The 23,417-nt window shown below is 64.5% G+C and carries 24 protein-coding genes; 4 read left to right on the forward strand and 20 right to left on the reverse strand.

The window, feature by feature from the left end; translation table 11 throughout:
- Nucleotides 1-54: 54 nt before the first annotated feature.
- The 9 genes from AC1DB0_RS00805 to surE all read right to left on the reverse strand — a co-directional run bounded on the left by AC1DB0_RS00805 (nucleotide 55) and on the right by surE (nucleotide 8,159).
- Entirely contained in the window at nucleotides 55-1,236 is a 1,182-nt protein-coding gene (locus tag AC1DB0_RS00805; RefSeq protein ID WP_476756798.1) for an MFS transporter, read from the reverse strand.
- A 96-nt stretch (nucleotides 1,237-1,332) separates the two neighbouring features.
- A complete protein-coding gene (locus tag AC1DB0_RS00810) occupies nucleotides 1,333-2,229 on the reverse strand; it encodes a LysR substrate-binding domain-containing protein (protein ID WP_476758573.1) in 897 nt (298 codons plus the stop codon).
- 43 nt (nucleotides 2,230-2,272) lie between these two features.
- The gene (locus tag AC1DB0_RS00815) at nucleotides 2,273-2,620 is read right to left on the reverse strand and encodes an Imm51 family immunity protein (protein ID WP_054421790.1); all 348 of its coding nucleotides are present in this window, start codon (nucleotides 2,618-2,620) and stop codon (nucleotides 2,273-2,275) included.
- Nucleotides 2,621-2,861: 241 nt separating this feature from the next.
- A complete protein-coding gene (locus AC1DB0_RS00820) occupies nucleotides 2,862-3,614 on the reverse strand; it encodes a TorF family putative porin (RefSeq protein ID WP_054421788.1) in 753 nt (250 codons plus the stop codon).
- Between the two features lie 418 nt (nucleotides 3,615-4,032).
- Entirely contained in the window at nucleotides 4,033-4,659 is a 627-nt protein-coding gene (locus tag AC1DB0_RS00825) for a hypothetical protein (RefSeq protein WP_476756796.1), read from the reverse strand.
- Between the two features lie 275 nt (nucleotides 4,660-4,934).
- Complete coding sequence (locus AC1DB0_RS00830; protein ID WP_054421784.1) at nucleotides 4,935-5,714, reverse strand: 3'-5' exonuclease; 780 nt, start codon at nucleotides 5,712-5,714, stop codon at nucleotides 4,935-4,937.
- A complete protein-coding gene (locus tag AC1DB0_RS00835) occupies nucleotides 5,711-6,574 on the reverse strand; it encodes a peptidoglycan DD-metalloendopeptidase family protein (protein ID WP_054421782.1) in 864 nt (287 codons plus the stop codon). Before AC1DB0_RS00835 ends, AC1DB0_RS00830 begins: the two co-directional genes overlap by 4 nt.
- Nucleotides 6,575-6,591: 17 nt before the next feature.
- Nucleotides 6,592-7,416 carry a protein-L-isoaspartate(D-aspartate) O-methyltransferase gene (locus AC1DB0_RS00840; RefSeq protein WP_454669044.1) on the reverse strand — a complete coding sequence of 275 codons (825 nt, stop codon included), beginning with the start codon at nucleotides 7,414-7,416 and terminating at the stop codon, nucleotides 6,592-6,594.
- Nucleotides 7,401-8,159, reverse strand: coding sequence for a 5'/3'-nucleotidase SurE (gene surE / locus AC1DB0_RS00845; protein ID WP_054421778.1), 759 nt, complete (start codon nucleotides 8,157-8,159; stop codon nucleotides 7,401-7,403). The genes AC1DB0_RS00840 and surE overlap by 16 nt, the downstream gene beginning before the upstream one ends.
- A 180-nt stretch (nucleotides 8,160-8,339) precedes the next feature.
- Here surE and plsY point away from each other — a divergent pair, with 180 nt between their 5' ends.
- On the forward strand, nucleotides 8,340-8,981 hold the full coding sequence (plsY, locus tag AC1DB0_RS00850) for a glycerol-3-phosphate 1-O-acyltransferase PlsY (protein ID WP_054421776.1): 642 nt from the start codon (nucleotides 8,340-8,342) through the stop codon (nucleotides 8,979-8,981).
- Between the two features lie 248 nt (nucleotides 8,982-9,229).
- Here the strand turns inward: plsY and tsaD are convergent, their stop codons facing one another.
- Nucleotides 9,230-10,261, reverse strand: a complete 1,032-nt coding sequence (gene tsaD / locus AC1DB0_RS00855) for a tRNA (adenosine(37)-N6)-threonylcarbamoyltransferase complex transferase subunit TsaD (protein WP_447981840.1) — start codon at nucleotides 10,259-10,261, stop codon at nucleotides 9,230-9,232.
- Between the two features lie 110 nt (nucleotides 10,262-10,371).
- Between tsaD and AC1DB0_RS00860 the strand changes: the two genes are divergently transcribed.
- The 3 genes from AC1DB0_RS00860 (at nucleotide 10,372) to AC1DB0_RS00870 (ending at nucleotide 13,497) form a co-directional block, all read left to right on the forward strand.
- Nucleotides 10,372-11,664, forward strand: a complete 1,293-nt coding sequence (locus AC1DB0_RS00860; RefSeq protein WP_054421772.1) for an NCS2 family permease — start codon at nucleotides 10,372-10,374, stop codon at nucleotides 11,662-11,664.
- 260 nt (nucleotides 11,665-11,924) lie between these two features.
- The gene (locus AC1DB0_RS00865) at nucleotides 11,925-12,947 is read left to right on the forward strand and encodes an LLM class flavin-dependent oxidoreductase (protein WP_054421770.1); all 1,023 of its coding nucleotides are present in this window, start codon (nucleotides 11,925-11,927) and stop codon (nucleotides 12,945-12,947) included.
- Nucleotides 12,948-13,122: 175 nt separating this feature from the next.
- Nucleotides 13,123-13,497 carry a thioredoxin family protein gene (locus tag AC1DB0_RS00870; protein ID WP_006222300.1) on the forward strand — a complete coding sequence of 125 codons (375 nt, stop codon included), beginning with the start codon at nucleotides 13,123-13,125 and terminating at the stop codon, nucleotides 13,495-13,497.
- A gap of 63 nt (nucleotides 13,498-13,560) precedes the next feature.
- Here AC1DB0_RS00870 and AC1DB0_RS00875 read toward each other — a convergent pair whose 3' ends face one another.
- The 10 genes from AC1DB0_RS00875 to AC1DB0_RS00920 form a co-directional block, all read right to left on the reverse strand.
- Nucleotides 13,561-14,148: an IMPACT family protein gene (locus tag AC1DB0_RS00875; protein ID WP_476756795.1), complete on the reverse strand. Its 588-nt coding sequence runs from the start codon at nucleotides 14,146-14,148 to the stop codon at nucleotides 13,561-13,563.
- A gap of 34 nt (nucleotides 14,149-14,182) precedes the next feature.
- Complete coding sequence (locus tag AC1DB0_RS00880) at nucleotides 14,183-14,986, reverse strand: transporter substrate-binding domain-containing protein (RefSeq protein ID WP_054421768.1); 804 nt, start codon at nucleotides 14,984-14,986, stop codon at nucleotides 14,183-14,185.
- Nucleotides 14,987-15,002: 16 nt separating this feature from the next.
- On the reverse strand, nucleotides 15,003-15,776 hold the full coding sequence (locus tag AC1DB0_RS00885; RefSeq protein ID WP_175169043.1) for an ABC transporter permease: 774 nt from the start codon (nucleotides 15,774-15,776) through the stop codon (nucleotides 15,003-15,005).
- A complete protein-coding gene (locus AC1DB0_RS00890) occupies nucleotides 15,773-16,771 on the reverse strand; it encodes an ABC transporter substrate-binding protein (protein ID WP_476756794.1) in 999 nt (332 codons plus the stop codon). Before AC1DB0_RS00890 ends, AC1DB0_RS00885 begins: the two co-directional genes overlap by 4 nt.
- Before the next feature lie 65 nt (nucleotides 16,772-16,836).
- On the reverse strand, nucleotides 16,837-17,607 hold the full coding sequence (locus AC1DB0_RS00895) for an ABC transporter ATP-binding protein (protein WP_476756793.1): 771 nt from the start codon (nucleotides 17,605-17,607) through the stop codon (nucleotides 16,837-16,839).
- Nucleotides 17,608-17,770: 163 nt separating this feature from the next.
- Entirely contained in the window at nucleotides 17,771-19,009 is a 1,239-nt protein-coding gene (locus tag AC1DB0_RS00900) for an MFS transporter (RefSeq protein WP_175169045.1), read from the reverse strand.
- 150 nt (nucleotides 19,010-19,159) lie between these two features.
- On the reverse strand, nucleotides 19,160-20,764 hold the full coding sequence (locus AC1DB0_RS00905; RefSeq protein WP_054421760.1) for an ABC-F family ATPase: 1,605 nt from the start codon (nucleotides 20,762-20,764) through the stop codon (nucleotides 19,160-19,162).
- A gap of 117 nt (nucleotides 20,765-20,881) precedes the next feature.
- Nucleotides 20,882-21,868, reverse strand: a complete 987-nt coding sequence (locus AC1DB0_RS00910; RefSeq protein ID WP_175169046.1) for an LD-carboxypeptidase — start codon at nucleotides 21,866-21,868, stop codon at nucleotides 20,882-20,884.
- Complete coding sequence (tadA, locus tag AC1DB0_RS00915; protein ID WP_476756792.1) at nucleotides 21,865-22,389, reverse strand: tRNA adenosine(34) deaminase TadA; 525 nt, start codon at nucleotides 22,387-22,389, stop codon at nucleotides 21,865-21,867. The genes AC1DB0_RS00910 and tadA overlap by 4 nt, the downstream gene beginning before the upstream one ends.
- Entirely contained in the window at nucleotides 22,382-23,230 is an 849-nt protein-coding gene (locus tag AC1DB0_RS00920) for an HAD family hydrolase (RefSeq protein WP_175169048.1), read from the reverse strand. Before AC1DB0_RS00920 ends, tadA begins: the two co-directional genes overlap by 8 nt.
- Nucleotides 23,231-23,417: the final 187 nt, after the last annotated feature.

Consider the following 23,417-nt stretch of genomic DNA (forward strand, 5'->3'; position numbering starts at 1 on the left):
CTTTCACGGAAATGGTCTTTGCGGGGGCCGGTGCACCGCGCCCTGCATTGGGGGTCAGGCCGCTTGCCTGAGGCGCTTTCGAGACGATTGCAGCCAGACCGCCGCCATCGCCGCCCCAGCCGCCACCGCCCCCATCACGGGCAGCGCCGGCAGCCCCGCCCAGGCGATCGTCAGGCTGCCCAGCCCGCCTCCCACCGCGGTTCCCAAATTGAACGAGGCAATGTTCAGGCCAGCGGCCACCGCCGTGGATTGCGGCGCGTGGCGTTGCGCCAGCTTCAACAGGCGCAGCGTCAGCACGGTCACGATGCAGAAGAACACCAGCCCCAGCGCCCCCGCCAACGCCACCACCATCCAGGCGGAATCCCTGCCCAGGTACAGCCCCAGCAAGGTGGCGGCCAGCCCCGTCAGCGCCAGCAGCGCGGCGCGGTCCGGGTCCATCTTGTCGACCAGGTAACCGCCCAGCAGGTTGCCGGCAATGGAGAAAAGGCCGAACAGCAGCATCGCGGTGCTGAGCCAGGTGACGTCTGCCCCCGAGATTTGCAGCAGATAAGGCGAAATGAAGGTGAAGAAGCAGAACGTCGCCACGCTGACCAGCGCGCCCACCCCCGCCGTCATCAGCATGCGCGGGTGGGCGATGGCCCGCAAACCCGCCCAGGCGCTGGGCCGGTGTTGCGGCGATTGCGCGCCGGCGTCGCGAGCAGGCATGCACCACCACAAGCCGGCCATCCCAACCAGCGCCAGCACGCCGATGGCGGCAAACACTGCGCGCCAGGACCAGACGCTGCCAAGGAAAGTGCCTAGCGGCACGCCCAACGCCAGCGCCAGAGTAAGACCGATCCACACGACGGCCACCGCCCGGCCGGCGCGTGCCTCGTCCACCAGCCGGGTGGCCGCATCGGACGCTACCGCCATGAACACGCCATGCGCCAACCCCACGCCGAAGCGCACGACCAGCAAGATGGGCAGGGTTGCAGACACGCTCATCAACGCGCTGCCCACCGCCAGCACGGCCATCGCCCAGCCCAGAATGCGGCGGTCTCGCCAATGGGACACCAGCGCCGTAATCAAGGGTGCGCCAATGGCCGCGCCAAAGGCGTAGGCGGCGATGGCGCTGCCCACTGCTTCGATCCGGGCGTGCAAGCCATCGGCCATGGCAGACACAAGCCCCGCCACCACAAATTCAGACAGGCCGAATGCAAACGTGCAGACGGAGAACAAATAGACAGCAACAGGCATGGAGCATTCCGACTCAGCAACAAGAATGCCGAGCTTAGGGAAACGCCCTCAGGCCGTAAAATATATTATTTATTAGCTAATAAGACGCTAAAAGTCTTATTTGATCTGACGAATCGCGTCGATCAGGCGGTCGCGCACGGGAGACACCTGGCCCGGGTTCCACGCCATCAGCAGATCCAGATGCTGCATCGGCGCAGGCGCATCCACCGCAATGGGCCGGAACACGATATCGCCCCGCCCCGGCTGGGCCAGCGACGCGGGCAACAGCGCCACGCCAAAGCCCGCCGACACCAGCGCGGCCACCGTTTGCAACTGCCGAGCCTCTTGCGCCACGCGTGGAACGAAACCCGCCGCTTGGCACAGCTGAATCAACTGATCATGAAAGCCCTGCCCCAGCCGCCGCGGCGACGCCACAAAGGGCTCGTCCTTCAATGCAGCCAGATCCACCACCTCGGCGACAGCCAGCGGGTGCTCTGCCGGCAATGCCACGTGGATGGGCTCGCTTAGCAGGGTCTCGAATTGCAGGCTGGGCGTGGTGGCGCCCGGCGCGCGCATGAAGCCGATATCTGCCCGGCCGGCCTCCAGCGCCTGCACCTGTTCCTGCGTGGTGGCCTCTTGCAGCGTGAATGCGACGGCCGGGTAAGCACTGCGAAAATCACGCAACGCGCGCAGCAGCGACGCGTAAGGCGAGATGTTGATGAACGTCAGCGTCAGATGCCCGTCCATGCCCTGCGCCACACGCCGCGCGTGCGCCACGCCTTCCTCCAGCGAATCAAGAATACGGCGGGCCGATTCCAGGAACGCGGCGCCAGCCGGTGTCAGCGCCACGCTGCGGTTGGTGCGTTCGAACAGGGTTGCGCCGATCTCGGTTTCCAGACGGCGTATGGCCTGGCTAAGCGGCGGTTGCGCCATGTGCAGACGCTGCGCCGCGCGATTGAAATGCAAGGTTTCGGCAACGGCGACGAACTGCCGCAACAAGCGAGTTTCAATCATCGAAATATTCGGCTGCCCCATTCGACTGGCCCGCTTCGAAAAATCAATCCAGCTCGGCGCGTGAAAACAAATCTTGCACCAGGCGCCAGTCTTCGCACGCGGCCTTGAAGGCCAGGCTAAACGCCTTGAGCGCGTCGCTATCTTCCGAATACGCGCAGAAGGTATCGGCTTCGGGATCAAAATCGATCTGATCAGAAAGTTCGGGCATCTTCTCGTTCAGGAAGACCAGCGCCAACGACACCCAGTCGTAGCCGGTACCCAAAAAGCCCTCTTCCCTTCTGCGCCTGAAGACTTCGGCCTTGTACTCCCCCACGGTGAGGGTTACCGAATAGCTGCCTTCATATTCCGTCCAGGAAAATGGCTTGATTGATTCTTCAAAATCGATGGTCACTGCGCTCGAAGCTCCTTGAATAGCCTGCCGCCACGGTGGCGGACATGCATCGATGCCGCGCAAAACGCGTGTGCGCGGCGTCGCGGCCGCGACCATTAAAGGCAATTATCGGGATTCCCGCAAACCGGATGCGCGCAATCCGCATAAAAAAAGGGGAATTGAAGGGGACTGCCCCATCAGGCAGTCTCCATCAATCCCCCCAAAGGTCGACGCCGATGAAAGCGCCGCCACGGATTTCACATCAGAACGAGCGCGATACCGAGAAGACGGCGCCCAGGCGGCCGGACGGATGGCCGTACTTGGTGGGCAGCCAGTTGTCCTTGGTGGCGCCCACTGCCGCCAGGCCCAGCACCCAGCCCTTCAAGTCCTTCGTGACGCCAACTTTGTAGTCGACGTAATGGCCGATGGAGTCGCCGTCCATGTTCGATTGGTTCTTCAGCTTCTGGTAGCCCAAGTGGCCCAGCAAGCCCCAGCCATCACCCAGGTCAAAGGTGGCGGTGCCATCCAGATACCAGGTGCCTTTGCTGTCAGGCGTGCTGAAAAAGTCGCTGGGCGTGTAGGAATACTTCAGCGAGTAGTTGCCGTAGGACGCGCCCAAATAAAGATCGGTGTTGTTGTAGTTGCCACCCTTGGGCGAGCTCGAGCCCGGGTAGTAGTAGTGCAGCACCCCGGCGTCCAGCGTGAAGCCGCCGCCGACGTCGCCCTTCCAGCCGCCGTAGAAGTCCATTTCCAGGTTGCCGTCGGTGAAGACGAAATTGGACACGTTGGAGTTCCAGTTACCCAGGTAGAAGCCCGAGCTATGGGTCAGGTCAACGCCCAATTGCGCGGCAGGCCGGAAGTCGGTCTGGGAGTAGCCGCGGAAACGGTAGTCGCTGGCGATGGTGGCGTTACCGCTAAGCGAAAAACCGCCCCCCAGATCGGTGGGTTCGGCCTGAGCCGTCGAGGCGAAACAAGCGGCAAGCGCAAAAGGCAAGGCTAGCAACGTCTTCTTCATGGTGCGGAGTCCTGATCGGATTTAACGAGGAGGAGGACGGCCTGTGGCGCATCCATCTGACCGGCTTTGCAGCGGTGGTTACCGGCTCTCTTTCCATGAAGCAATGTCCGTGCCAGGTTTCAGCGGGGTGACAAACGGCTTGCAGCGCGTTGAATCTTTGCGGCCATGCACCAGAATCGTGCGAGCGGCGGCGTGGCGATGATGGCTGATGCATCAAAACGGGGAATCCGCGCCAACGTGGTTCATAGGCGGGATACCGTACCCGGTGCGAATGAGGGGGTGGCCGCGGGGCCGATAAAAAAGCCCCGGCACGCGTGGGGCATGACCGGGGCTGGGCGGGCGTTGCCCGCTGCCGTTCAAGCAGCGGTGGGCGGCGGGCTTACTTTGCCCAGTGGTGAGGCAGCGGGTGCCTGCGGGCTTAGTTCGCTGCGGGCGGAGGCGGCGGGGGAACGTCACCGGCAGGCGGCGGCGGGGGCATACCACCGCGGCCCTTGCCATGACGCTCTTCCATCTTGGCGTGACGTTCCTGCATCTTGGCTTCGCGTTCCTTGACGATCTTCGTCACTTGGCCGCGCTGGGTGTCGTTCAGGCTGTCCCAAACGGCCAGCCATTGGTCGCGCACCTGCTTGGCCTGCGTGCTGAATTGGTCACGCGACTGCTCGGATTGCGTGGCCAGCGCGCGCGGGTCCAGTTTGTTGCTGTCCAGTTGCGCCTTCAGCAGATCATGGCGCTTGCCACCGGCCGCGTGCATGGCTTCATGCAGGCTGCGCTGGCCGTCCTGCGCGGTCTTGAACAAGGCTTGCTGCTTGTCGTCGAGCTTCAGCTGGTCAACTTGCGCCTTGGACACGGGGCCCAGGCCGGGAATGAACAAGCCGTCGCGCATGCCCTTATGGAACTCGCCGCGCGGGCCGTGGTGCTGCATGGCAGCGGGGCCGCCGTCAGCGGGAGGCGGCGGTGCGGCCACGGCGGAGCCCGCCACCAGACCGCTCGTCGCGGCGACAAATGCAAGAGCGGCCAAATTGGTGCGAATCGCGAATCGGGACATGTGTGTCTCCTGAAAGTGAAGAAAGCGAGGCCATTGTGCGGTCCGCCCGGTTTCAACCGGGTTTCGTGCCTGCCGTCCATGTTTCAGTCGATTGCGCCTGCGCCAGACGTGAAGACGGGCCGTGACAGCCCCGTGATGTCAGACGTGAAGACGGGCCGTGACAGCCCCTTGATGTCAGACGTGAAGACGGGGCCATGACGGCCAGTGCTGCCAAACGTGAAGACGGGGCCATAACGGCCCCGTGCTTCGTGTTGCTGACTTCGTCCCCAACCGGATCAGGTCGCGTCCCACGCCGCCATGTATTCCTTCCAATGCGGCGCATCGCTGGCCGACAGCGTGTCGCGCACCAGCGCAACTTCGGCGTCGTAGCCCGTGCGGTCAAGCTCGCCGCGCAAAAAGCGGAAGCGGCAATAGACCAGCCAGGTGTTGACGACGTCGGTTTCGCAATAGGCGCGGACTTCGTCGGCGCGGCCCGTGTTCCAGGCTTCCCACACTTTGCTGCCGTCCATCCCGAGCTTGCCGGGAAAGCCGCACAGCTTGGCCAGGTCATCCAGCGGCGCGTTGGCGCGGCCGTTGTACTTGGCCAGCACGTCCATCAAATCCACATGGCGCGTGTGATAGCGGGCGATGTAGTTGTTGAACTTGAAGTCGCGGTCTTCTTCGCCCATGTCCCAATAGCGCGGCGCAGGCACGCCCAGGATCAGGCTGCGGTAATGCAGAACGGGCAGGTCGAAACCCGAGCCGTTCCAGCTCACCAGCTTGGGCGTGTAGCGTTCGATGGTCTTGAAGAAGCCGGCCAGCAAGGCGGCTTCGGGATCATCAGGCTGGCCCAGCGTCTTGACGCGAAAACCCTGGTCGTCGCGAAACACGCAGCCCACCACCGCCACCTTGTGCAGATGCAGCGGCAGGAAGTCGTGTCCGACGGCCTCGCGGCGCGCGGTCAGCGCGCGCTCGACCACTTCCTGGTCAGGGACCTCGGGCCCCCAGCCGTTGAGCTTGCGCAGCCCATCGGCATCGGGGATGGTTTCAAGGTCGAATACCAGGGTGGGCGTCATTTGGTGGGCAGGTACTGCATCGGGTCAACCGGCGTGCCTTGGCGGCGGATCTCGAAGTGCAGGCGCGGCGACGTGGTGTCGCTTTGGCCGAGCTCGGCGATCTTGGCGCCGCGCTTGACGTTCTGGCCCGTCTTCACCAGCAAGGCGCGGTTGTGCGCATAGGCGGTGATGAAACCGTTTTGGTGTTCAACGATGATCAGGTTGCCCAGGCCGCGCACGCCGTTGCCGCTGTACTTGACCAGGCCATCGGCTGCGGCGGTGACCGGGTCACCCAGCGCGCCGGAGATATCGATACCCTTGCTGCTGGCGTTGAACGTCTGCACGATCGAGCCATTGGCGGGCCATGCCCAGTTGATGACGTTGGCGTCCGCCGCGCGCGGGGCGGGCTTGGTGTCAACGGGAGCGGGCGCCGGCGCGGGCGTGGCATCCGGAGGCGGCAACGACGCGACCGGCGCGTCGGGCTGCTGATCCAGAGGACGCGGCTGCGGCTTGGCGCTGGCAATGGGCGCCGACTGCGCGCCACCGCCGCTGCCGGCCGACATCTTCAACACCTGGCCAACTGAAATCTGGTTGGGATCGCTGAGGTTGTTCCAGCGCTTGACGCTTTCCATGTCCACATTGTTGGCGCGGGCGATCTTGTAGAGCGTGTCGCCCGGCTTGACCACATAGCTGCCACCGGGCGCTGCCGTCGGTGCAGGTTGCCCGCCGGTCATGTCGACCACCGGAGCGCGAGTTCCTTTTGATGCGCAGCCCGCCAATATGGCCAGGCTGAGTGCCCCCGCAATAAAAAGCGGACGGCGAAGGCGCGTCATGGACGCGCCCATAGTCATAGCGGTCAGTTGCGACTGCCCGTTGAGCATACGTTTCTCCTGTTTGCTCAAGATTGTATTCCGGCGCGTAGCGGCACAAAGCGCACGGCCTCTAATTCAGTTCTTTTCCAGCTGGCCGCGCCCGTGCGTTCGATCAGCACCAGGCGCTGGTTCGTGCCCCCTTCCGGGGCGATGAGGCGTCCGCCTGGCGCAAGCTGCGTGAGCAGCGCTTGCGGAATGGCCAGGCCAGCGGCAGCCACAACGATAGCATCGAACGGCGCCACGCCGGGCAGGCCCAAGGTGCCATCGCCATAGATCAGGCGAATCCTGGTGGTCAGCCGCAAGGCGCGCAGATGCTCGCGCGCCAGCTCGTAGAGCCCGCGGATACGTTCGATGGAATGGACCTCGCGCACGAACTGCGCCAGCACTGCGGCCTGGTAGCCGCAACCGGCGCCCACTTCCAGCACGCGCGTGGGTGCGCGGTCTTCGCAGGCGGCGGCAATCATGCGCGCCACCACCCACGGTTGCGAAATGGTTTGCGAATGGCCGATGGGCAGCGCCGCGTCTTCATAAGCGCGGCTGGCCAAGGCCTCGTCCACGAACAGATGGCGCGGCACGGCGGCCATGGCGTTCAGCACGCGTTCGTCGCTGATGCCCTGCCCGCGCAAGCGCTGCACCATGGCCTGGCGCAAGCGGTCAGAGTTCAAGCCCAGGTTGCTGCCGGCGGCAGGCACAGGTGCTTGCGCTGGACGCTGCAAGGTCGGCGCAGAGATACGCGTGTTGCTGTTCGTGGCCGTGATGCCGGGGCCGAGGCGGCCTGAGTCGTAGCGGACCGGGCTGGGCCGGCCTGGCACGGCCTGGGACACGTCAGGTTGGCTTACGCGTTTACGCATAGCGGCTCTGCCCAAGTGCGGATTTCATCCAGTTGGCTGTGCTGCGTCAGGTCCAGCCGCAGCGGCGTCACCGACACGATGCCCTGCTCCACCGCGTGGAAATCCGTGCCGGGGGTGGCGTCGGCCGCCAAGCCTACGGGGCCGATCCAGTAAACGGTATCGCCGTACGGCGTGGTGGTGCGCACCACGGGCTGCGACGGATGCCGCTTGCCCAGCCGCGTGACGGCGAACCCGTGCAGGTCGTCGAAGCGGCGGTTGGGGATGTTGACGTTCAGCAAGACGGGCGCGGCCAGGGGCTTGGCCAGATGGCGTTCGACGACCAGACGGGCGGCGCGCGCAGCGGAGTCGATGTGTTCCCAGCCTTTCTCGGCCAGCGAAAACGCAATGGCCGGGATGCCGAACAGATAGCCTTCGCTAGCCGCGGCGACCGTGCCCGAATAGAGCGTGTCGTCGCCCATGTTGGCGCCGTTGTTGATACCGGACACGACCAGATCCGGCCGCGTATCCATCAGCCCCGTCAGCGCCACGTGGACGCAGTCGGACGGCGTGCCGTTGACCGCAATGAAGCCGTTGGACGCCGTACGCACCGACAAGGGGCGGTTCAGCGTCAGGGAGTTCGAGGCGCCGCTGTGGTTGGTCTCGGGCGCAACGACGGTGAGATCGCCCAGGCCTTCCAGCGCGGCAACCAGCGCTTCAAGCCCAGGGGCTGAGTAACCATCATCGTTCGAAACCAGAATTCGCATTGTGCATCCGAAAGAAAATAAAACGCGCGTGGACGTGTCGGATTGTACCGTCCGCAGCCGGACCCTGTATGACTGCCTGCGACAAGCGGGCGCCGACGCCACGCTCGATAACCCGTACCCAGGGCCGTCCCCGGGCGCGGTAGAATCCGCGCCATTACGACAACAACGGACTCCCTTTCCATGGCGATTACCGAACCCTCCCTGGCGTTCACCGCTGCGCTCATCCTGCTGGCCTACCTGATCGGCTCCGTGCCGTTCGCCGTGGTGGTCAGCAAGCTGATGGGGCTGCAAGACCCCCGTAGCTACGGGTCCAAGAACCCTGGCGCCACGAACGTGCTGCGCACCGGCAACAAGACGGCGGCTGCGCTGACCTTGCTGGGCGACGCCGCCAAGGGATGGTTCGCGATCTGGCTGGCTGAGCAGCTGGCCCCCGGCATCGCTCCGGCTGGCCTGGCCCTGGTGGCGCTGGCCGCCTTTGTCGGCCACCTGTACCCCGTGTTCCTGGGCTTCAAGGGCGGCAAGGGCGTTGCGACGGCGCTGGGCGTGCTGGTGGCGATTCAACCCTGGCTGGCCGTGGCCACCGCGGCCACCTGGCTGATCATTGCCATTTTCTTCCGCTATTCCTCGCTGGCCTCGCTGGTGGCGGCGTTCTTTGCGCCGGTGTATTACGTGTTCGGCTCGGGCCTGGCCTGGTATGCCCAGCCCGCCATGGGCATCGCGCTGGCCGTCATCGGTGTGCTGCTGTTCTACCGCCACCGCGCCAACATCACGCGCCTGGTGCAAGGCACCGAAAGCAAAATTGGCGGCGGCAAGAAAAAATAAGCGGTCTTCCGAGACGCGCTTTTCAATAAAAAAGGCGGCCTGGCCGCCTTTTTTTATTGCCGGATGCGCTTGCCGGATGCGCTTGCCGGATGCGCTTGCCGGATGCGCTTGCCGGATGCGCTTGCCGGATGCGCTTGCCGGATGCGCTTGCCGGATGCGCTTGCCGGATGCGCTTGCCGGATGCGTTTGCCGACTGCGTTTGCCGACTGCGTTTGCCGACTGCCTTTGCCGACTGCCTTCACCGACGGCTAAGCGATATCGGCCAAGTCCCAGCGCGGCTTGACCGTAAAGCTGTGCGCATCCGGGTCCAGCGTCACCAAGCCCGCCTTGACTCGCTCGGCCGCCGCAAAGGCGATCATCGCGCCGTTATCGGTGCACAGTTCCAACGGGGGAAAGTACGCCTGGGCGCGCAACGGCTTGAGGGCCGCGGCCAGCTTGGCGCGCAGCAGCTGATTGGCGCCTACACCGCCCGCCACCACCAGCCGGCGCAGCCCGGTCTGCTTCAGCGCCTTGATGGCCTTGGCCGCCAGCACATCCACAATTGCGCCCTGCGTGGCCGCCGCCAGATCGGCGCGGGTCTGGTCGTCCAGCCCACCCGCCTTTTCCGCCGCCTTGACCCGCGTCAGCACAGCCGTTTTCAAGCCGCTGAAGCTGAAATCCAAGTCACCACTGTGCAGCATCGGCCGGGGCAGCTCGAAGCGCGATGCGTCGCCCTGGCCCGCCAGCTTGGCCAACGCGGGGCCGCCGGGGTAGCCCAGGCCCATCAGCTTGGCCGACTTGTCGAAGGCTTCGCCCGCGGCGTCGTCCAGCGTTTCGCCCAGCAATTCGTAGCGGCCCACGCCGTCCACCCGCATCAGCTGCGTGTGGCCGCCAGACACCAGCAGCGCCACGAAGGGAAATTCGGGCCGCGGGTCGGCCAGCATCGGCGACAGCAGATGCCCTTCCAGGTGATGGATGCCGATGGCGGGCAGATGGCGAGACCACGCAAACGACTGCGCAACGCTCGCGCCCACGAGCAGCGCGCCCGCCAGGCCCGGGCCGGCCGTATAGGCCACCGCGCCGATGTCCGACATTTGCAGGCCTGCCTCTTCCAGCACCTGACGGGTCAAGGGGACGACGCGGCGAATGTGGTCGCGCGAGGCAAGTTCCGGCACCACGCCACCATATTCCTGGTGCATGGCGATCTGGGAATGCAGCGCGTGCGCGAGCAGACCTCGTTCCGTACAAACGGCTGCGACACCGGTTTCGTCGCAGGAGCTTTCAAAGCCGAGAATAATCATGGCGGCAGAGTTTACAACTGATGCGAAAATACGCCTGTTTCAAAATCGCGGAGGCCCTCCGGCCGCCGCCCACAACAACCTATAAGCCTGCAAACCCATTGGGGACTCGAATGCTGGAGAAGCTATTCAAGCTGCGTGAACACGGGACTACCGCGCGCACCGAGATCGTGGCCGGTCTGACGACCTTCCTGACGATGTCATACATCATCTTCGTCAACCCGGACATCCTGTCGTCCACCGGCATGGACCGCGATGCGGTCTTCGTCGCCACCTGCCTGGCCGCCGCGCTGGGCTCGCTGGTGATGGCGCTGATCGCCAACTGGCCGATCGGCATGGCGCCGGGCATGGGCCTGAACGCGTTCTTCGCCTTCACCGTGGTCAAGACCATGGGCTACACGTGGGAACAGGCGCTGGGCGCCGTGTTCATCTCGGGCGTGATCTTCCTGATCCTGACGATATCGGGCATACGGGTATGGCTCGTCAAAGGCATTCCGCATTCGCTGCGCAGCGCCATTGCCGCGGGCATCGGACTGTTCCTCGCCATTATCGCGCTGTCCAGCGCCGGCATCGTCGTTGCCCACCCAGCCACCAAGGTCTCGTTGGGTAACCTGACAACGCATGGCCCGCTGTTCGCGATTCTGGGCTTCTTCATCATCGCGTCGCTGGACGCGCTGCGCGTGCGCGGCGCCATCCTGATCGGCATCATCGTCGTGACGGTGTTGTCGATGGCGATGGGCTACAACGAGTTCAAGGGCATCTTCTCGGCCCCGCCCAGCCTGGCGCCCACGTTCTTGAAGCTGGACATCATGGGCGCGCTGCACAGCGGTTTCGTCCACGTGATTCTGGTGTTCGTGCTGGTGGAAGTGTTCGACGCCACCGGCACGCTGGTGGGCGTGGCCAAGCGCGCCGGCCTGGTGCCGGAAGGCAAGCCCAACCGCTTGGGCCGCGCCCTGTTCGCCGACAGCACCGCCATCGTCGCAGGCTCCGCACTGGGCACCAGCAGCACGACGGCGTTTGTGGAAAGCGCCTCGGGCGTGCAGGCAGGCGGGCGCACCGGCATGACCGCACTGGTCGTCGCCCTGCTGTTCCTGGCCGCGCTGTTCATTTCGCCGCTGGCAGGCGCCGTGCCGGCCTACGCCACCGCCCCCGCCTTGCTCTATGTGGCCGGCCTGATGATGCGCGAGCTGATCGACATCGACTGGAACGAAGTCACCGAAGCCACGCCGGCCGCCCTGACGGCGCTGGTCATGCCTTTCACGTACTCCATCGCCAACGGCATTGCCTTCGGCTTCATCAGCTACGTGGTGCTGAAAACCGCCACGGGCAAGGTCCGCGACGTGCATCCGGCCACGTGGCTGGTGGCGGTGCTGTTCGTGATCCGCTACGCGTTCTTCCCGGAATAAGCGGCGTCTGCTCGCAACGAAAGCCGCCCGGCATGGCCGTGGCGGCTTTTTTATTGGGCGCGCGCGGGGCCGATCAGCCCAGGCAATCATCAAGATAGTCTCAGCCAATACAACCCGCCCGCCCACAAGGTTGCTGCCGGTTCAGCTTGATTTCGCCGATACACTCCCCATGTATCACGGTATATGGAGTCCACCTTGCGCCTTACCCGATTTGCCCCCGCACTGCCGCCCTGTCACGCCTTGCACGCTGAGGTGTCCGCATGAGCGCCCTCGCCCGCATTCCGTTCTCGGTCCTTGACCTGGCCCCGATTGTTCAGGGCCGCGACGCGGCTGACGCCTTCCGCAATACCGTGGCGGTGGCGCAGCACGTTGAACGCTTGGGCTACAAGCGCTTCTGGCTGGCCGAGCATCACAACATCAATGGCGTAGCCTCCAGCGCCACGGCGGTGCTGATTGGCCACGTTGCAGGCCATACCAGCACGCTGCGCGTCGGGTCCGGCGGCATCATGCTGCCCAACCATGCGCCGCTGGTCATCGCCGAACAGTTTGGCACGCTGGAAACGCTGTACCCGGGCCGTATCGACCTGGGCTTGGGCCGTGCGCCCGGCAGCGACGGTGCGACCCAGCACGCGCTGCGCCGCGGCCCCCGCAGTGGCCTGGAGTTCCCGGCGCTGGTCGAGGAATTGCGCGGCTTCCTGGCGGCGTCACGCCCGGGACAGCCGGTGCGCGCCATTCCCGGCGAAGGCCTGGATATTCCGATCTGGCTGCTGGGCTCCAGTGATTTCAGCGCCCGTCTGGCCGCGGAATTGGGTCTGCCCTTCTCGTTTGCGGGGCACTTCTCGCCCGAGGGCATGGCGGCAATGCGCTTGTACCGGCATCTGTTCAAGCCATCGGCCACGCTGGCCCGCCCGTACGCCATGATCGGCGTGCCGGTGGTGGCGGCGGAATCCGACGAGGCCGCTCAGCGCCAGGCCACCACGCAGCAGCTGAAATTCCTGTCGCTCGTGCGCGGCCACCGCCTGCAATTGCAGCCGCCGGTCGAGAATATGGACGGTTTGTGGAACGAATGGGAGCGTGAAGCGGTCAATCAAAGATTGGGCGCGTCCATCGTGGGCGGACCCGATACCGTCAAGCGCCGTCTGGAAGCGCTGGTGGCCGAAACAGAAGCCGATGAAGTCATGATCGTGTCCGACTTCTTCGACATCGCCGACCGCCTGCGCTCCTTCGAAATTGTCGCGTCGTTGAAGAACGACGCCGGCGTCTCCACAAAAACCGCGGTCTAAAGCACCGCTGACTGCGCTCTCCATAGCGCTAACCATTGCGACGCAGCTATCGACGGCTCTACTATTACCGACAGAGCGCGTGGCACATCAAGCGTCGCCGAATCAGGTCCGGGGCAGGCACACCCTGAATCTCTGACACCGCCTTTTGCGCCGTGCATCGCGGCAAGGATACAAAATGAGTATTGTTGAACTCACCAAAGACAGCTTCCAGGACGCCATCACCCCCGACGGCACCCTGATCGTCGACTTCTGGGCTCCCTGGTGTGGCCCCTGCCGTGGTTTTGCTCCCGTGTTCGAGCAAGCCGCGACCGAGCACACCGACGTCACGTTCGCCAAGGTGAACACTGACGTTGAGCAGGAATTGGCCGGCGCCCTGGGTATCCGCTCGATCCCCACGCTGATGGTCTTCCGTGAGAAGGTCCTGCTGTTCTCGCAACCCGGCGCCTTGTCGGGCGGCCAGCTGAACGAGCTGCTCGCCAAGATCAAGGAAGTGGACATGGAAAAGGTCCACCAGGAAATCGCCGCGGCGCAAGACAGCCAGAACGCGTAAACAACTAAGGGGCCCGACAGCGGGCCCCTTTTCATTGTTGCGCAGGATTCAATCAGGTCCGGGTCACGACACCAGTTCCCAGGCCGAGCGCCCCCGCGTGATGTTGGCGACGGTGACCTCCAGGTCACTTACCGCAGTGCGCGGCACCACGAAGCACAGCGCCACGCCCTCTTCTTTGAAATCTTCCTGCTGCACTACCGCGCCCGCCTGCGCCAGCCGCGACTTCAGCAGCGCCAGTTCCGCAAAGCCGCACGTGCAGGTCACGGTTGCCAGGTCCACGATTTCGGTGCGTTCGCCCAGACGCAGGCAATTTGCGGCGCAGCCGCCGTAGGCTCGCACCAGGCCGCCCGCCCCCAGCTTGATGCCGCCATACCAGCGCACGACCAGCACCGCCACGCGGTCCATGTCCTGCCCTTCGATGGCTTGCAAAATGGGACGGCCGGCCGTGCCGCCGGGTTCGCCATCATCGTTAAATCGGTATTCCTGCCCGATGCGGTAGGCCCAGCAATTGTGGGTGGCTTCGGGGTCGCTGCGCTCGGCAAAGAAACGCATCGCCTCGTCCACCGTGGCGACCGGCGCGGCGTAGCCGACAAAGCGGCTTTTCTTGATGTCTTCCTGATACGAGCAAGGAGCGGTCAACGTGTGCGTCATGCCCGGCATTGTAAGTGCTGGCGCACGCGCGTCTCTAGCCGTGGCAGTCGGGGACTTCCTGGTCCAGATAGACGTCGAAGGCCACGTCGCGCGCCCATTTCGCCGTCATCGCTTTCCAGGCGCCCGCGCGATCCCAGGCCCGCATTTCGTCCGCCAGCCAGGCGCGGCCCGCGGCGTCATGGGCCGGTAGCAGCCATACGCGATCGCGGCGCGCGCCATCGGGAGCCAAGGTCGACGAGAATTTTTTCCATTCGGGAAAGCGCACCAGCGGTTCCCAGACCGTGTCGTCCACCAGACCGATATCGCACGCGCCTTCACGCACTGCAACCAGCGCATCCGACGGCACGCGGTACGTGCGCACCACCGCGCCCCAGCTCTCGGCGAGCTTGCGGGCATCAGTAGCCGCTTCGGCCATGCAGACGCTGCGGCCTTGCACATCAGACGGCTTGCGCCAGCGCGTGTCGCTGCGGATAACGGCCTTGGGCCGCGTGCCGTAGCCCGTGGGCTGCACTGCCACGGCTTGCGGTTGGCCGGCGGCGCTATCGGCCAGCACCACATCCACCTGCCCTGCGGACAAGGCGGCGGCCGCGTCTGCCGCGGCCACCTGATGCAAGCGCACCGGCAGCCCCAGGCTTTGGCCGAGCTTGTCGGCCATGTTTGCGTCCAGCCCATCGGGCGTGCGGATCTTTGCGCCCGCCACGGGAGGCGGGGCCAGATACGGCACGCCCACCACCAACTCACCGCGCGCTTTCGCGGCGGCAAAGCCAGCGGGTTGCGCATGCGCCATGCCGGTCAGCAAGGCGCATGCGGTCAGCAGAGCAAGGGAAAGGCGGCGCATGATGCGTGTCCGATGCTTACACGTACTGATAGCGCAGCAGCCGGTGCTTGAGGTTTTCAAGCACGAATTGATCGATCAGCGCGGCCAGCACGGCAATGACCAGAATGTTGGTCATCACGCCGGTCATGTCGGCGATCTCACCTGAATACGCCAGCGAACGGCCCAGGCCCTTGCCGAAGCCGATCAGCATCTCGGCCGAAATCAACGCGCGCCACGCGTTGCCAAACGCCAACTGCGCGCCGGTGATCAGCTCGGGCATGACGGCGGGCAGGTACACGCGCTTGACCAGCCCCCAGCGCGTGGCGCCCATGACGCGCGCGGCCGACACGTGCACGCGCTGCACGGATTCGGTGGCGTTCATGACGCTGAGCGCGGCCGGGAAGAACGCCGACAGCGCCACCACCACGATGATGGGCGTGTTGCCAAAGCCCATCACGATCAGGAACAGCGGCACCCACGCAATCGACGGAATCGATTGCAGAATGACGATCGCGCTGCGCAGCACTTCGCGAAAGAAGAACAGCACCGCAGCCACCAGGCCAAAGCCGATGCCCGCCGCCAACGCCAAGCCGTAGCCCGCGCCCAGGCGGCCCAAGGTGCCCAGCAGGCTTTGATGGAACGATTGCTTGCCCAGGTCTTCGAACAGGCGTTCAACCACCGCAGGCACGCCCGGCATCAGGAAATCAGGCAACGCGAACGCCGCCAGCTGCCACAACGCAAGTATGAACAGGACGCCCAAAACGCCCGCAAAATGCTTGCGGGCGCCGGTCACTCGGGTAGACGAGCTCAAAGTTTGCGCGCCTCTTGCCAGGACAAATCAACGATGCTGGACACGTCATACGGCTTGCCGTCGCGCGTCTTCAGCGAACCCTGAGCTTGCAGGATGTCGGCAATTTCCTGCATGCGCGCGGTGTCCTTCTGCGTCAGCTTCGGCGTGAACACCTGCGTGCTGATGGCTTCGGCAATCACCGTTTCGCGCGGCAGTTCGCCACGGGTCAGCGTCTTGAGCGTGGGTTCGGCAATGAAGTACGACGCGATCAGCTTGGACGCTTGCGCCGGTTCCTTTTGCAGCAGCGCGATGGCCTGGTTCTGGGCGTCCAGCGCCTTCCAGACGTCATCCTTGCGCTTGGCCAGCGTTTCGCCCGACGTGATCACGACCATGCACGGGAACGGCCAGGCCTGACCCACTTCATAGATCTGCTTGACCGGCGCCACCAGCTGCGCGATGCGGTCATAGGGTTCGAACAGGAAGGCCGCGTCCACGCGCTTGCCTACCAGCGACTGCACCGCCACGGCCGGGCTCACGCCCATGACGTTGACGTCGTCTGCGCCCAGATTGCCCTGCTTGAGCACCACGCCCTTCAACACGACGTCGGCCGTGCTGCCTTCGGCTTGCGATGCCAGCGTCTTGCCCTTCAGGCCGGCGATGTCCTTGATGCCGGAATCGTCACGCACGATCAGCGAGTGATAGCCCTGCTGCGCGCCGCCCACCACTTTCAGGTCAGCGCCCTTGGAGGCCCACGCCACCGCGTTGGTGAAGCCCAGCACGCCGATGTCGAGCTGGCCGCCGACAATCGCCTTGATCAGATCGGTGCCCGACTTGAACTCGATGAGTTCGGAATCCAGGCCCGCATTTTTGTAGAAACCGCCCTCTTGCGCCACGATCGCTTGCGCGTCGTCCATCACGCGCAGATAGCCCACGCGGAATTTTTCGGCAGCCATTGCGGGGGCTGCGGCCAGCAGCGCAGCCGCCAGCGGCAGAGACAGCCATTGCTTCAATTTCATGAGAGGGAGCTCCAGGGAATTCAAGGTCGGCGACGCCGCAGCGCCGCCACAGATGGAAGAGGACGTCAGGCCGCCAGAGCCAGATCAGAATGCGCTTGCGAACCGTCGACCGCGATGCCCAACAGGCGCAGGATTTCGCGCTTTTCAGCAGCCAGGTCCGACAGGTCGTGCGTTTTTTCGCGATGCGCCAGATTGAATTCGCGCAGCACGCGCGCCGGGCGCGGGCTGAAGACGACGATGCGGTCGGCCAGGAACAAGGCTTCGTCCACATCGTGCGTAACCAGCAGCACCGTGGGCTTTTCCTGGGCGATCAATTGGCGCAGCACATCTTGCAGACTCAGGCGAGTCAGCGCGTCAAGCGCACCGAAGGGTTCGTCCATCAGCATCGTCTTGGGCTGCGCGATGAACGCGCGGGCCAGCGCCGCGCGTTGGCGCATGCCGCCGGACACCTGATGGGGGTAATAGTGTTCGAAGCCGCCAAGGCTGACGCGCGCCAGCCAGTGGCGGGCGGCTTCGCGAGCGCGCTTCTTGGGCGTGTTCTGGAATTCCAGCGCCAGCGCCACGTTGTCTTCCAGAGTCAGCCACGGATACAGCGCGTGTTCCTGGAACACCAGCGTGCGGCTGGGATGCGGGCCGGCCACGGCTTGGCCGTCGGCCAACACGCTGCCTTGCGTCGGCTTTTCCAGGCCGGCCGCGAGATGCAGCAGCGTGGATTTGCCGCAGCCCGACGGGCCGACCAGGGCGACCAGTTCACCGGTCTTGATTTCGCTGGTAAAGCCATCCACAACGGGCATGTCGCCGAAGTGTTTGTGGACGTGGTCGAAGGTCAGGTTCATGGAACGAATCGTGGGCGCGCGTGGAGACGAGGCCTAAATCTAACAATTCGTTATATGAATTCAAACGATCAATATTGAATGTCTTTACATCTTCAGGTTATATCAAACCACTTCCCGCCACGACGCATCCGCGCGCGCCTCGCCCCCACCCAGGGCGCTGCGATCACCCTGCCGAAGCCGGCGTCGACACGGCAGCCGCTTGCCGATTGGCGTGCCGTTGCAGGCCAAACGCGATCATGAAGCCGATCAGCACCGCCAGCGCGGCGGACAGGAAGATCGACGGATAGCCGTAGCCGCTGGAGATATACCCGGCGACGGGGCCGGTTACGCCCAGCGCCAAGTCCAGGAATGCCGAGTACGCGCCCAGCGCCGCACCACGGCTGCCGGCCGGCACACGCGCCACCGCTTCCACGCCAATCGCCGGGAAAACCAGCGCGAAGCCGCAGCCCGTCAGCGCGGCGCCCAGCAGCGCGGCGGTGGGATTGGGCGCCAGCCACAGCAGCAGCAAACCCGCCGCCTCAACCAGGAACGACACCTGCGCCACGCGGAAGCCGCCAAAGCGCGTGATGGTGCCCGCAAACAGCAGACGCACGCCGATGAAGGCGCAGCCGAATGCGCTGAGCGCGTGCGCCGCGCCCTCCCAGGACATGCTGGTGTAATACAGCGCCACAAAGGCCGCCAGCGTGCCGAAACCCACGGAACCTAGCCCCAGCGCCATCCCGTGCGGGAAGACGCGCAGCACCACGCTCTTGAACGCCATGCGATGGCCGCCCACGATAGCGACCGCCGCGCGCGACACCGCCAAGCCCAAGCCCGCCAGCCCAAGCAGCAGCACCGCGCCGCCCAGCGCGCCCATGCTCCATTCCTTTTCAAGCTGCACGCCTAACGGTGCGCCCAACGCCAGGCCACCGTAGGTGCAGATGCCGTTCCAGGAAATGACGCGCGCGGTATGCAGCGGGCCGACGCGGGCAATCGCCCAGGTCGCTGACCCGGTGCCCACCCAGCTTTCGCCAAAGCCCAGCGCCAGCCGGCTGACGATGATGGCGCTCAGGCTCAGCCAGGCGCTGCGTTCAAACGCATAGGCCAACAACAGGAACACGCCGCTGGCCGCGCAGGCCACCATGCCGATCACCACCGTCTGCTTAGGGCCCACCGTATCGGCCATGCGGCCCGCGTGCGAGCGGCTGAGCAAGGTCGCCACGTACTGCACGCTGATCGCCAAACCCGCAAGCACGGTGCCATAGCCCAGGTTGTCATGCACGTAACCCGGCAGCACGGCCAGCGGCAGGCCGATGGCCAGGTAGCAGATGAAGGTGAAGAACGCGATGGAAACAATGCGAGCCGTCAGCGTGAACGTGCTGATCTGCGCGCCGTCGGGCGCGGTATGCGGTGTGGGAGACATGGGAGGCGTGGAGTTGCCTGACCGAACGGTTCAGGGTAAACCCGATGATAGCGCAATCAATATTGCAGCTTGCTGAACATCGGCGGGCTGAAAACAACACGGCGCGCCCCTGAGGGACGCGCCGTGCTGGATGACTTCAGGCGGAAATCATCAGGCTTCGATGCCGCGCGATTCCAGATAGTCTTCGTAGCCGCCGCGGTAGTCGATGATCTCGCCAGACGGCAGGATTTCGATCACGCGGGTGGCCAGGCCGCTCACGAATTCGCGGTCATGCGACACAAACACCAGCGTGCCTTCGTACTTTTCCAGTGCGAATTGCAGGGATTCGATCGATTCCATGTCCAAGTGGTTGGTGGGCTCGTCGAGCAGCATGACGTTGTGCCGGCCCAGCATCAGGCGGCCGAAGGTCATGCGGTTCTTTTCGCCGCCCGACAGCACCTTGGGCGCCTTGGGCAGATCATCCGCCGAGAACAGCAGGCGGCCCAGCACCGAACGGATCGACTGGTCGTCGTCACCCGGCTGGCGGTGGTCGCCCATCCAGTCCAGCAGGTTGATGTCGGTTTGCAGGAATTGGTCGGACACGTCCTGCGCCATGTAACCCAGGTCAGCGTTGTCGGACCATTTCACCGAACCCGAATCCGGCTGCAATTCGGTGGCCAGCAGGCGCAGCAAGGTGGTCTTACCCACGCCGTTCGCGCCGATGATGGCGATCTTTTCACCCGCATCGACCATGGCCGAGAACTTGGTGATGACGGGCGCGTCGTACGCCTTGGTCAGGTTTTCAACCGTGACGGCCAGACGGTGCATGACCTTGTTCTGCTCGAAACGGATGTAGGGGTTCTGGCGCGACGACGGCTTGACCACGACCTGGTCGGCCTTGATGCGGTCAATCTGCTTCAAGCGCGAGGTCGCCTGGCGCGACTTCGACTTGTTGGCGGCGAAGCGGCGCACGAAGTCTTGCAGTTCGGCGACGCGTTCCTTGGCCTTGGCGTTGTTGGACACCAGGCGTTCGCGGGCCTGGGTGGAGGCCAGCATGTAGTCGTCGTAGTTGCCCGCGTAAATGCGGATTTCGCCGTAGTCCACGTCGGCCATGTGCGTGCACACCTGGTTCAGGAAGTGGCGGTCGTGGCTGATGATGATCATCGTGCTCTGGTAGCCGTTGAGCACGTTTTCCAACCAGCGGATGGTGTTGATATCCAGGTTGTTGGTGGGCTCGTCCAGCAGCAGGACGTCGGGGTTCGAGAACAGCGCCTGCGCCAGCAGCACGCGCAGCTTCCAGCCCGGGGCCACTTCGCGCATCGGCAGGTTGTGCTGGTCAACGGCAATTTCCAGGCCCAGCAGCAGTTCGCCTGCGCGCGCTTCGGCGGTGTAGCCGTCGTACTCGGCGAACTTGGCTTCCAGGTCGGCCGCGCGCATGTAGTCGTCTTCGGTGGCTTCCGGGTTCGCGTAGATCGCGTCACGCTCGGACATGGCGGCCCACATTTCGGTGTGGCCCATCATGACGACGTCCAGCACGCGCAGGTCTTCAAACGCGAATTGGTCCTGGCGCAGCTTGCCCAGGCGCACGCCCGGCTCCAGCGACACGTTGCCACCGGAGGACTCGAGGTCGCCGCCGATGATCTTCATGAACGTAGACTTACCGGACCCATTGGCCCCGATCAGCCCGTACCGGTTGCCTTCCCCGAACTTGACGCTGACGTTCTCGAAAAGGGGCTTGGGACCGAACTGGATGGTGAGATTGGCTGTGGATATCACGGTGTATTTGAGTCTGTAGGCGTCCGAAGACGCATGCGAGGAAACCCGATAGTGTAGCAAATGACTTTACGGGTCCGGCTTGCGCGGGACCCGTAAGGGTGACGCTGACTGCGGCGATCAGTGGTGGTGTTCGTCCAGTACCAGATGCGCCAGGCCCTTTTCGGTGGCAATGCCCACCTTCTGCCCGATCGGCAAGGTGGCCTTGGTGGCCACGTGGCCGTAGGGCAAACCGGTGATGACCGGCACCTTGACCGTCTTGCGCAGCCACGCCACGACTTCATGCAGGTCGTAGCCCTTGTCGTGCGGCGCCAGCTTGTAATCGGTGAAACGGCCCAGCACGATGGCCTTTTGTTTGGCCAGGATGCCCGCCTGCCACAGCTGGATCAGCATGCGTTCGACGCGGTACGGATGTTCGGCCACGTCTTCCAGGAACAGAATGCCGCCGCGAATCTTCGGCATGTAGGGCGTGCCGATCAGCGACGTCACCATCGCCAGGTTGCCGCCCCACAGGATGCCGCGGGCGTCGACGGCGTCGGCGTCCTGCGTTTCGAAGCTCAAGATTTCCAGTTCGCCGCGCATGACTTCGCCAAACAGCGCTTCGGTCAGGTCGTCGACTTTCTTGCCGCCGAAGTCCGCCACGGCGGTCGCGCCGGAATAGCTGACCGCGCCGGTTTTGGCCAGCAGGCCCAGGTTGAACGCGGTGAAGTCGCTCAAGCCCACGAAGCGCTTGCCGCTGTCGGCCATGGCCTTCCAGTCGATCTGGTCCAGCAGCCGGCCCATGCCGTAGCCGCCGCGCGTCACCATGACGATCGGCAGCTTCTGCTTGGTGGCGCGCGTCAGGCAGGCCAGACGCTGGGCGTCCGTGCCGGCAAAGCGCTGATGCTCGGCCAAGGCAGTGCGGTCCAGCGCGGTCTTGAAGCCTTGCTGCTGCAAGCGTTCGCGCGCCAGTTCCACCGTGGCCGGGTCGCGCACGGCCGAAGACGGCGAGATCAGGTAGATGCCACGCGCGTCCGGCAGCGAGTGGGCGTGATCATGGCTGTGGTCATGCCCGCAATCATCCCCGCAGGTGGGGCCGTGATCGTGGTCATGCGTAGGGGTGCTCATGCGATGGATTCCTTGGCGCGGCGTTCGCGGAAGAACCGGCGCAGCAGGTCGCCGCAGGGTTCCGCCAGCACGCCGCCGGTGACTGAAGTGTGATGATTGAGTTTCGGGACCGAGCCCACGTCCAGCACGCTGCCGCACGCGCCGGTCTTCGGGTCGTAGGCGCCGAACACGACGCGCGCGAGCCGCGCATGCAGCATGGCGCCGATACACATGACGCAAGGCTCCAGCGTGACGTACACGGTGATGCCGGGCAGACGGTAGTTTTCCAGTTGGCGCGCCGCGTTGCGCAAGGCGACGATCTCGGCGTGCGCGGTGGGGTCGTGGTCGATGATGGTGCGGTTGTAGCCACGCCCCAGGATCTCGCCCTTGGCCGACACAACCAGCGCGCCAACCGGCACTTCGCCGATGTCGTACGCGGCCTGCGCTTCTTCAAGGGCCAGACGGATGTAGCGGGCGTCTTCTTCGGTCCAGGCCGAAAACGCGGCGGTAGTGGCGTCGGCAGTGCCGTCGACCTCAACCACGGTACACCCGCGATTTCAGGGCGATGCGGCCGGCCAGGCTGGTCACGGCCTCTTCCAGCCATTGGTAGAGTTCCGCTTCTTCGTCGTAGCGGGCCTGGTTCAGGTTCGACACCCGCCCTTCTTCGATGAAGCCCCAGGCGCGGCTACGCTTGTCGCGATGCTTAGGGTCCCAGACGCCGAACGCAAAACCGCCTGCGCGGCGGATCAGCGAGAAGCACGGAATGTCGGTATAGCCGTCGCCCACGAACACCATCTGGTCGAACGGGACGCGCAAACGGTCTTCGGGCACCTTGCGGTTGACCTCGAAGGGCTTGTTGCGGAAGTCGCGGCCGATGATGCCTTTCTGAATGTGGAACAGGTAGCGCGTCTTGTCGGTGAAGCTGACGATACGGCGCGGGAACGTAATGCCGCCGTCTTCGCCGTAGACGAATTCGGACGCCCAGATCTCGGTGAATTCATGCGCGATGGGCGTGGAGCGCACCACGTCGCCAATGCCGCTTGAGATCAGATAGAACTCAAGCTGCACTTGCGGCTGTTCGGCGCGCACGGCCGCGCGCAGGCGCTGGAACAAGGTCGGCACGCCGTCATGCAAGTCCAGGCGGGCGCCCCACTCTTTCAAGCGCTGCTGCGTGATCAGGCCGTGAGTGCCGGCCTGCGACAGCTGGATCATCTTGTACAGATAGGCGGGCACGGGGTCCCAGTCTTGCTGCGACAGCAAGGGGTCCACCTCGTCTTTCCAGAACGAGGCCGTGTCCACACCGATGCTTTCGAGAAAACCCGACGTGCTGTCTGAAGCCAGCGTGTCGTCGAAGTCGAAAATCAGGGCGATGACGTCGGACATGGAATTGGGGGATAAGGACGAGTGGAAACGAAACGGCGGGCGCGAAAGGACGCAAACGGACGGCGCAAAAAAGCGCACAGCCGCCATTTTGCCTGAATGTGGTGGCGGCTGTGCGCGGTGTTGCTTGTGGGTATTGCTTGCCGGTATTGCTTGCTGGTGTTGCTTGCTGGTGTTGCTTGCTGGTGTT

It is taken from the genome of Achromobacter sp. 10T422 (assembly GCF_056394065.1).

Coding starts and splice junctions, on each gene's coding strand:
- AC1DB0_RS00835 (WP_054421782.1), bottom strand. CDS start 6,574: ATGCTCAACGGGCAGTCGCAACTGACCGCTATGACTATGGGCGCGTCC.
- AC1DB0_RS00910 (WP_175169046.1), bottom strand. CDS start 21,868: ATGAGCACCCCTACGCATGACCACGATCACGGCCCCACCTGCGGGGAT.
- AC1DB0_RS00880 (WP_054421768.1), bottom strand. CDS start 14,986: ATGCGCCGCCTTTCCCTTGCTCTGCTGACCGCATGCGCCTTGCTGACC.
- AC1DB0_RS00870 (WP_006222300.1), top strand. CDS start 13,123: ATGAGTATTGTTGAACTCACCAAAGACAGCTTCCAGGACGCCATCACC.
- AC1DB0_RS00890 (WP_476756794.1), bottom strand. CDS start 16,771: ATGAAATTGAAGCAATGGCTGTCTCTGCCGCTGGCGGCTGCGCTGCTG.
- AC1DB0_RS00820 (WP_054421788.1), bottom strand. CDS start 3,614: ATGAAGAAGACGTTGCTAGCCTTGCCTTTTGCGCTTGCCGCTTGTTTC.
- AC1DB0_RS00860 (WP_054421772.1), top strand. CDS start 10,372: ATGCTGGAGAAGCTATTCAAGCTGCGTGAACACGGGACTACCGCGCGC.
- tsaD (WP_447981840.1), bottom strand. CDS start 10,261: ATGATTATTCTCGGCTTTGAAAGCTCCTGCGACGAAACCGGTGTCGCA.
- AC1DB0_RS00830 (WP_054421784.1), bottom strand. CDS start 5,714: ATGACGCCCACCCTGGTATTCGACCTTGAAACCATCCCCGATGCCGAT.
- AC1DB0_RS00865 (WP_054421770.1), top strand. CDS start 11,925: ATGAGCGCCCTCGCCCGCATTCCGTTCTCGGTCCTTGACCTGGCCCCG.
- surE (WP_054421778.1), bottom strand. CDS start 8,159: ATGCGAATTCTGGTTTCGAACGATGATGGTTACTCAGCCCCTGGGCTT.
- AC1DB0_RS00840 (WP_454669044.1), bottom strand. CDS start 7,416: ATGCGTAAACGCGTAAGCCAACCTGACGTGTCCCAGGCCGTGCCAGGC.
- AC1DB0_RS00900 (WP_175169045.1), bottom strand. CDS start 19,009: ATGTCTCCCACACCGCATACCGCGCCCGACGGCGCGCAGATCAGCACG.
- AC1DB0_RS00810 (WP_476758573.1), bottom strand. CDS start 2,229: ATGATTGAAACTCGCTTGTTGCGGCAGTTCGTCGCCGTTGCCGAAACC.
- AC1DB0_RS00895 (WP_476756793.1), bottom strand. CDS start 17,607: ATGAACCTGACCTTCGACCACGTCCACAAACACTTCGGCGACATGCCC.
- AC1DB0_RS00825 (WP_476756796.1), bottom strand. CDS start 4,659: ATGTCCCGATTCGCGATTCGCACCAATTTGGCCGCTCTTGCATTTGTC.
- plsY (WP_054421776.1), top strand. CDS start 8,340: ATGGCGATTACCGAACCCTCCCTGGCGTTCACCGCTGCGCTCATCCTG.
- AC1DB0_RS00875 (WP_476756795.1), bottom strand. CDS start 14,148: ATGACGCACACGTTGACCGCTCCTTGCTCGTATCAGGAAGACATCAAG.
- AC1DB0_RS00920 (WP_175169048.1), bottom strand. CDS start 23,230: ATGTCCGACGTCATCGCCCTGATTTTCGACTTCGACGACACGCTGGCT.
- AC1DB0_RS00805 (WP_476756798.1), bottom strand. CDS start 1,236: ATGCCTGTTGCTGTCTATTTGTTCTCCGTCTGCACGTTTGCATTCGGC.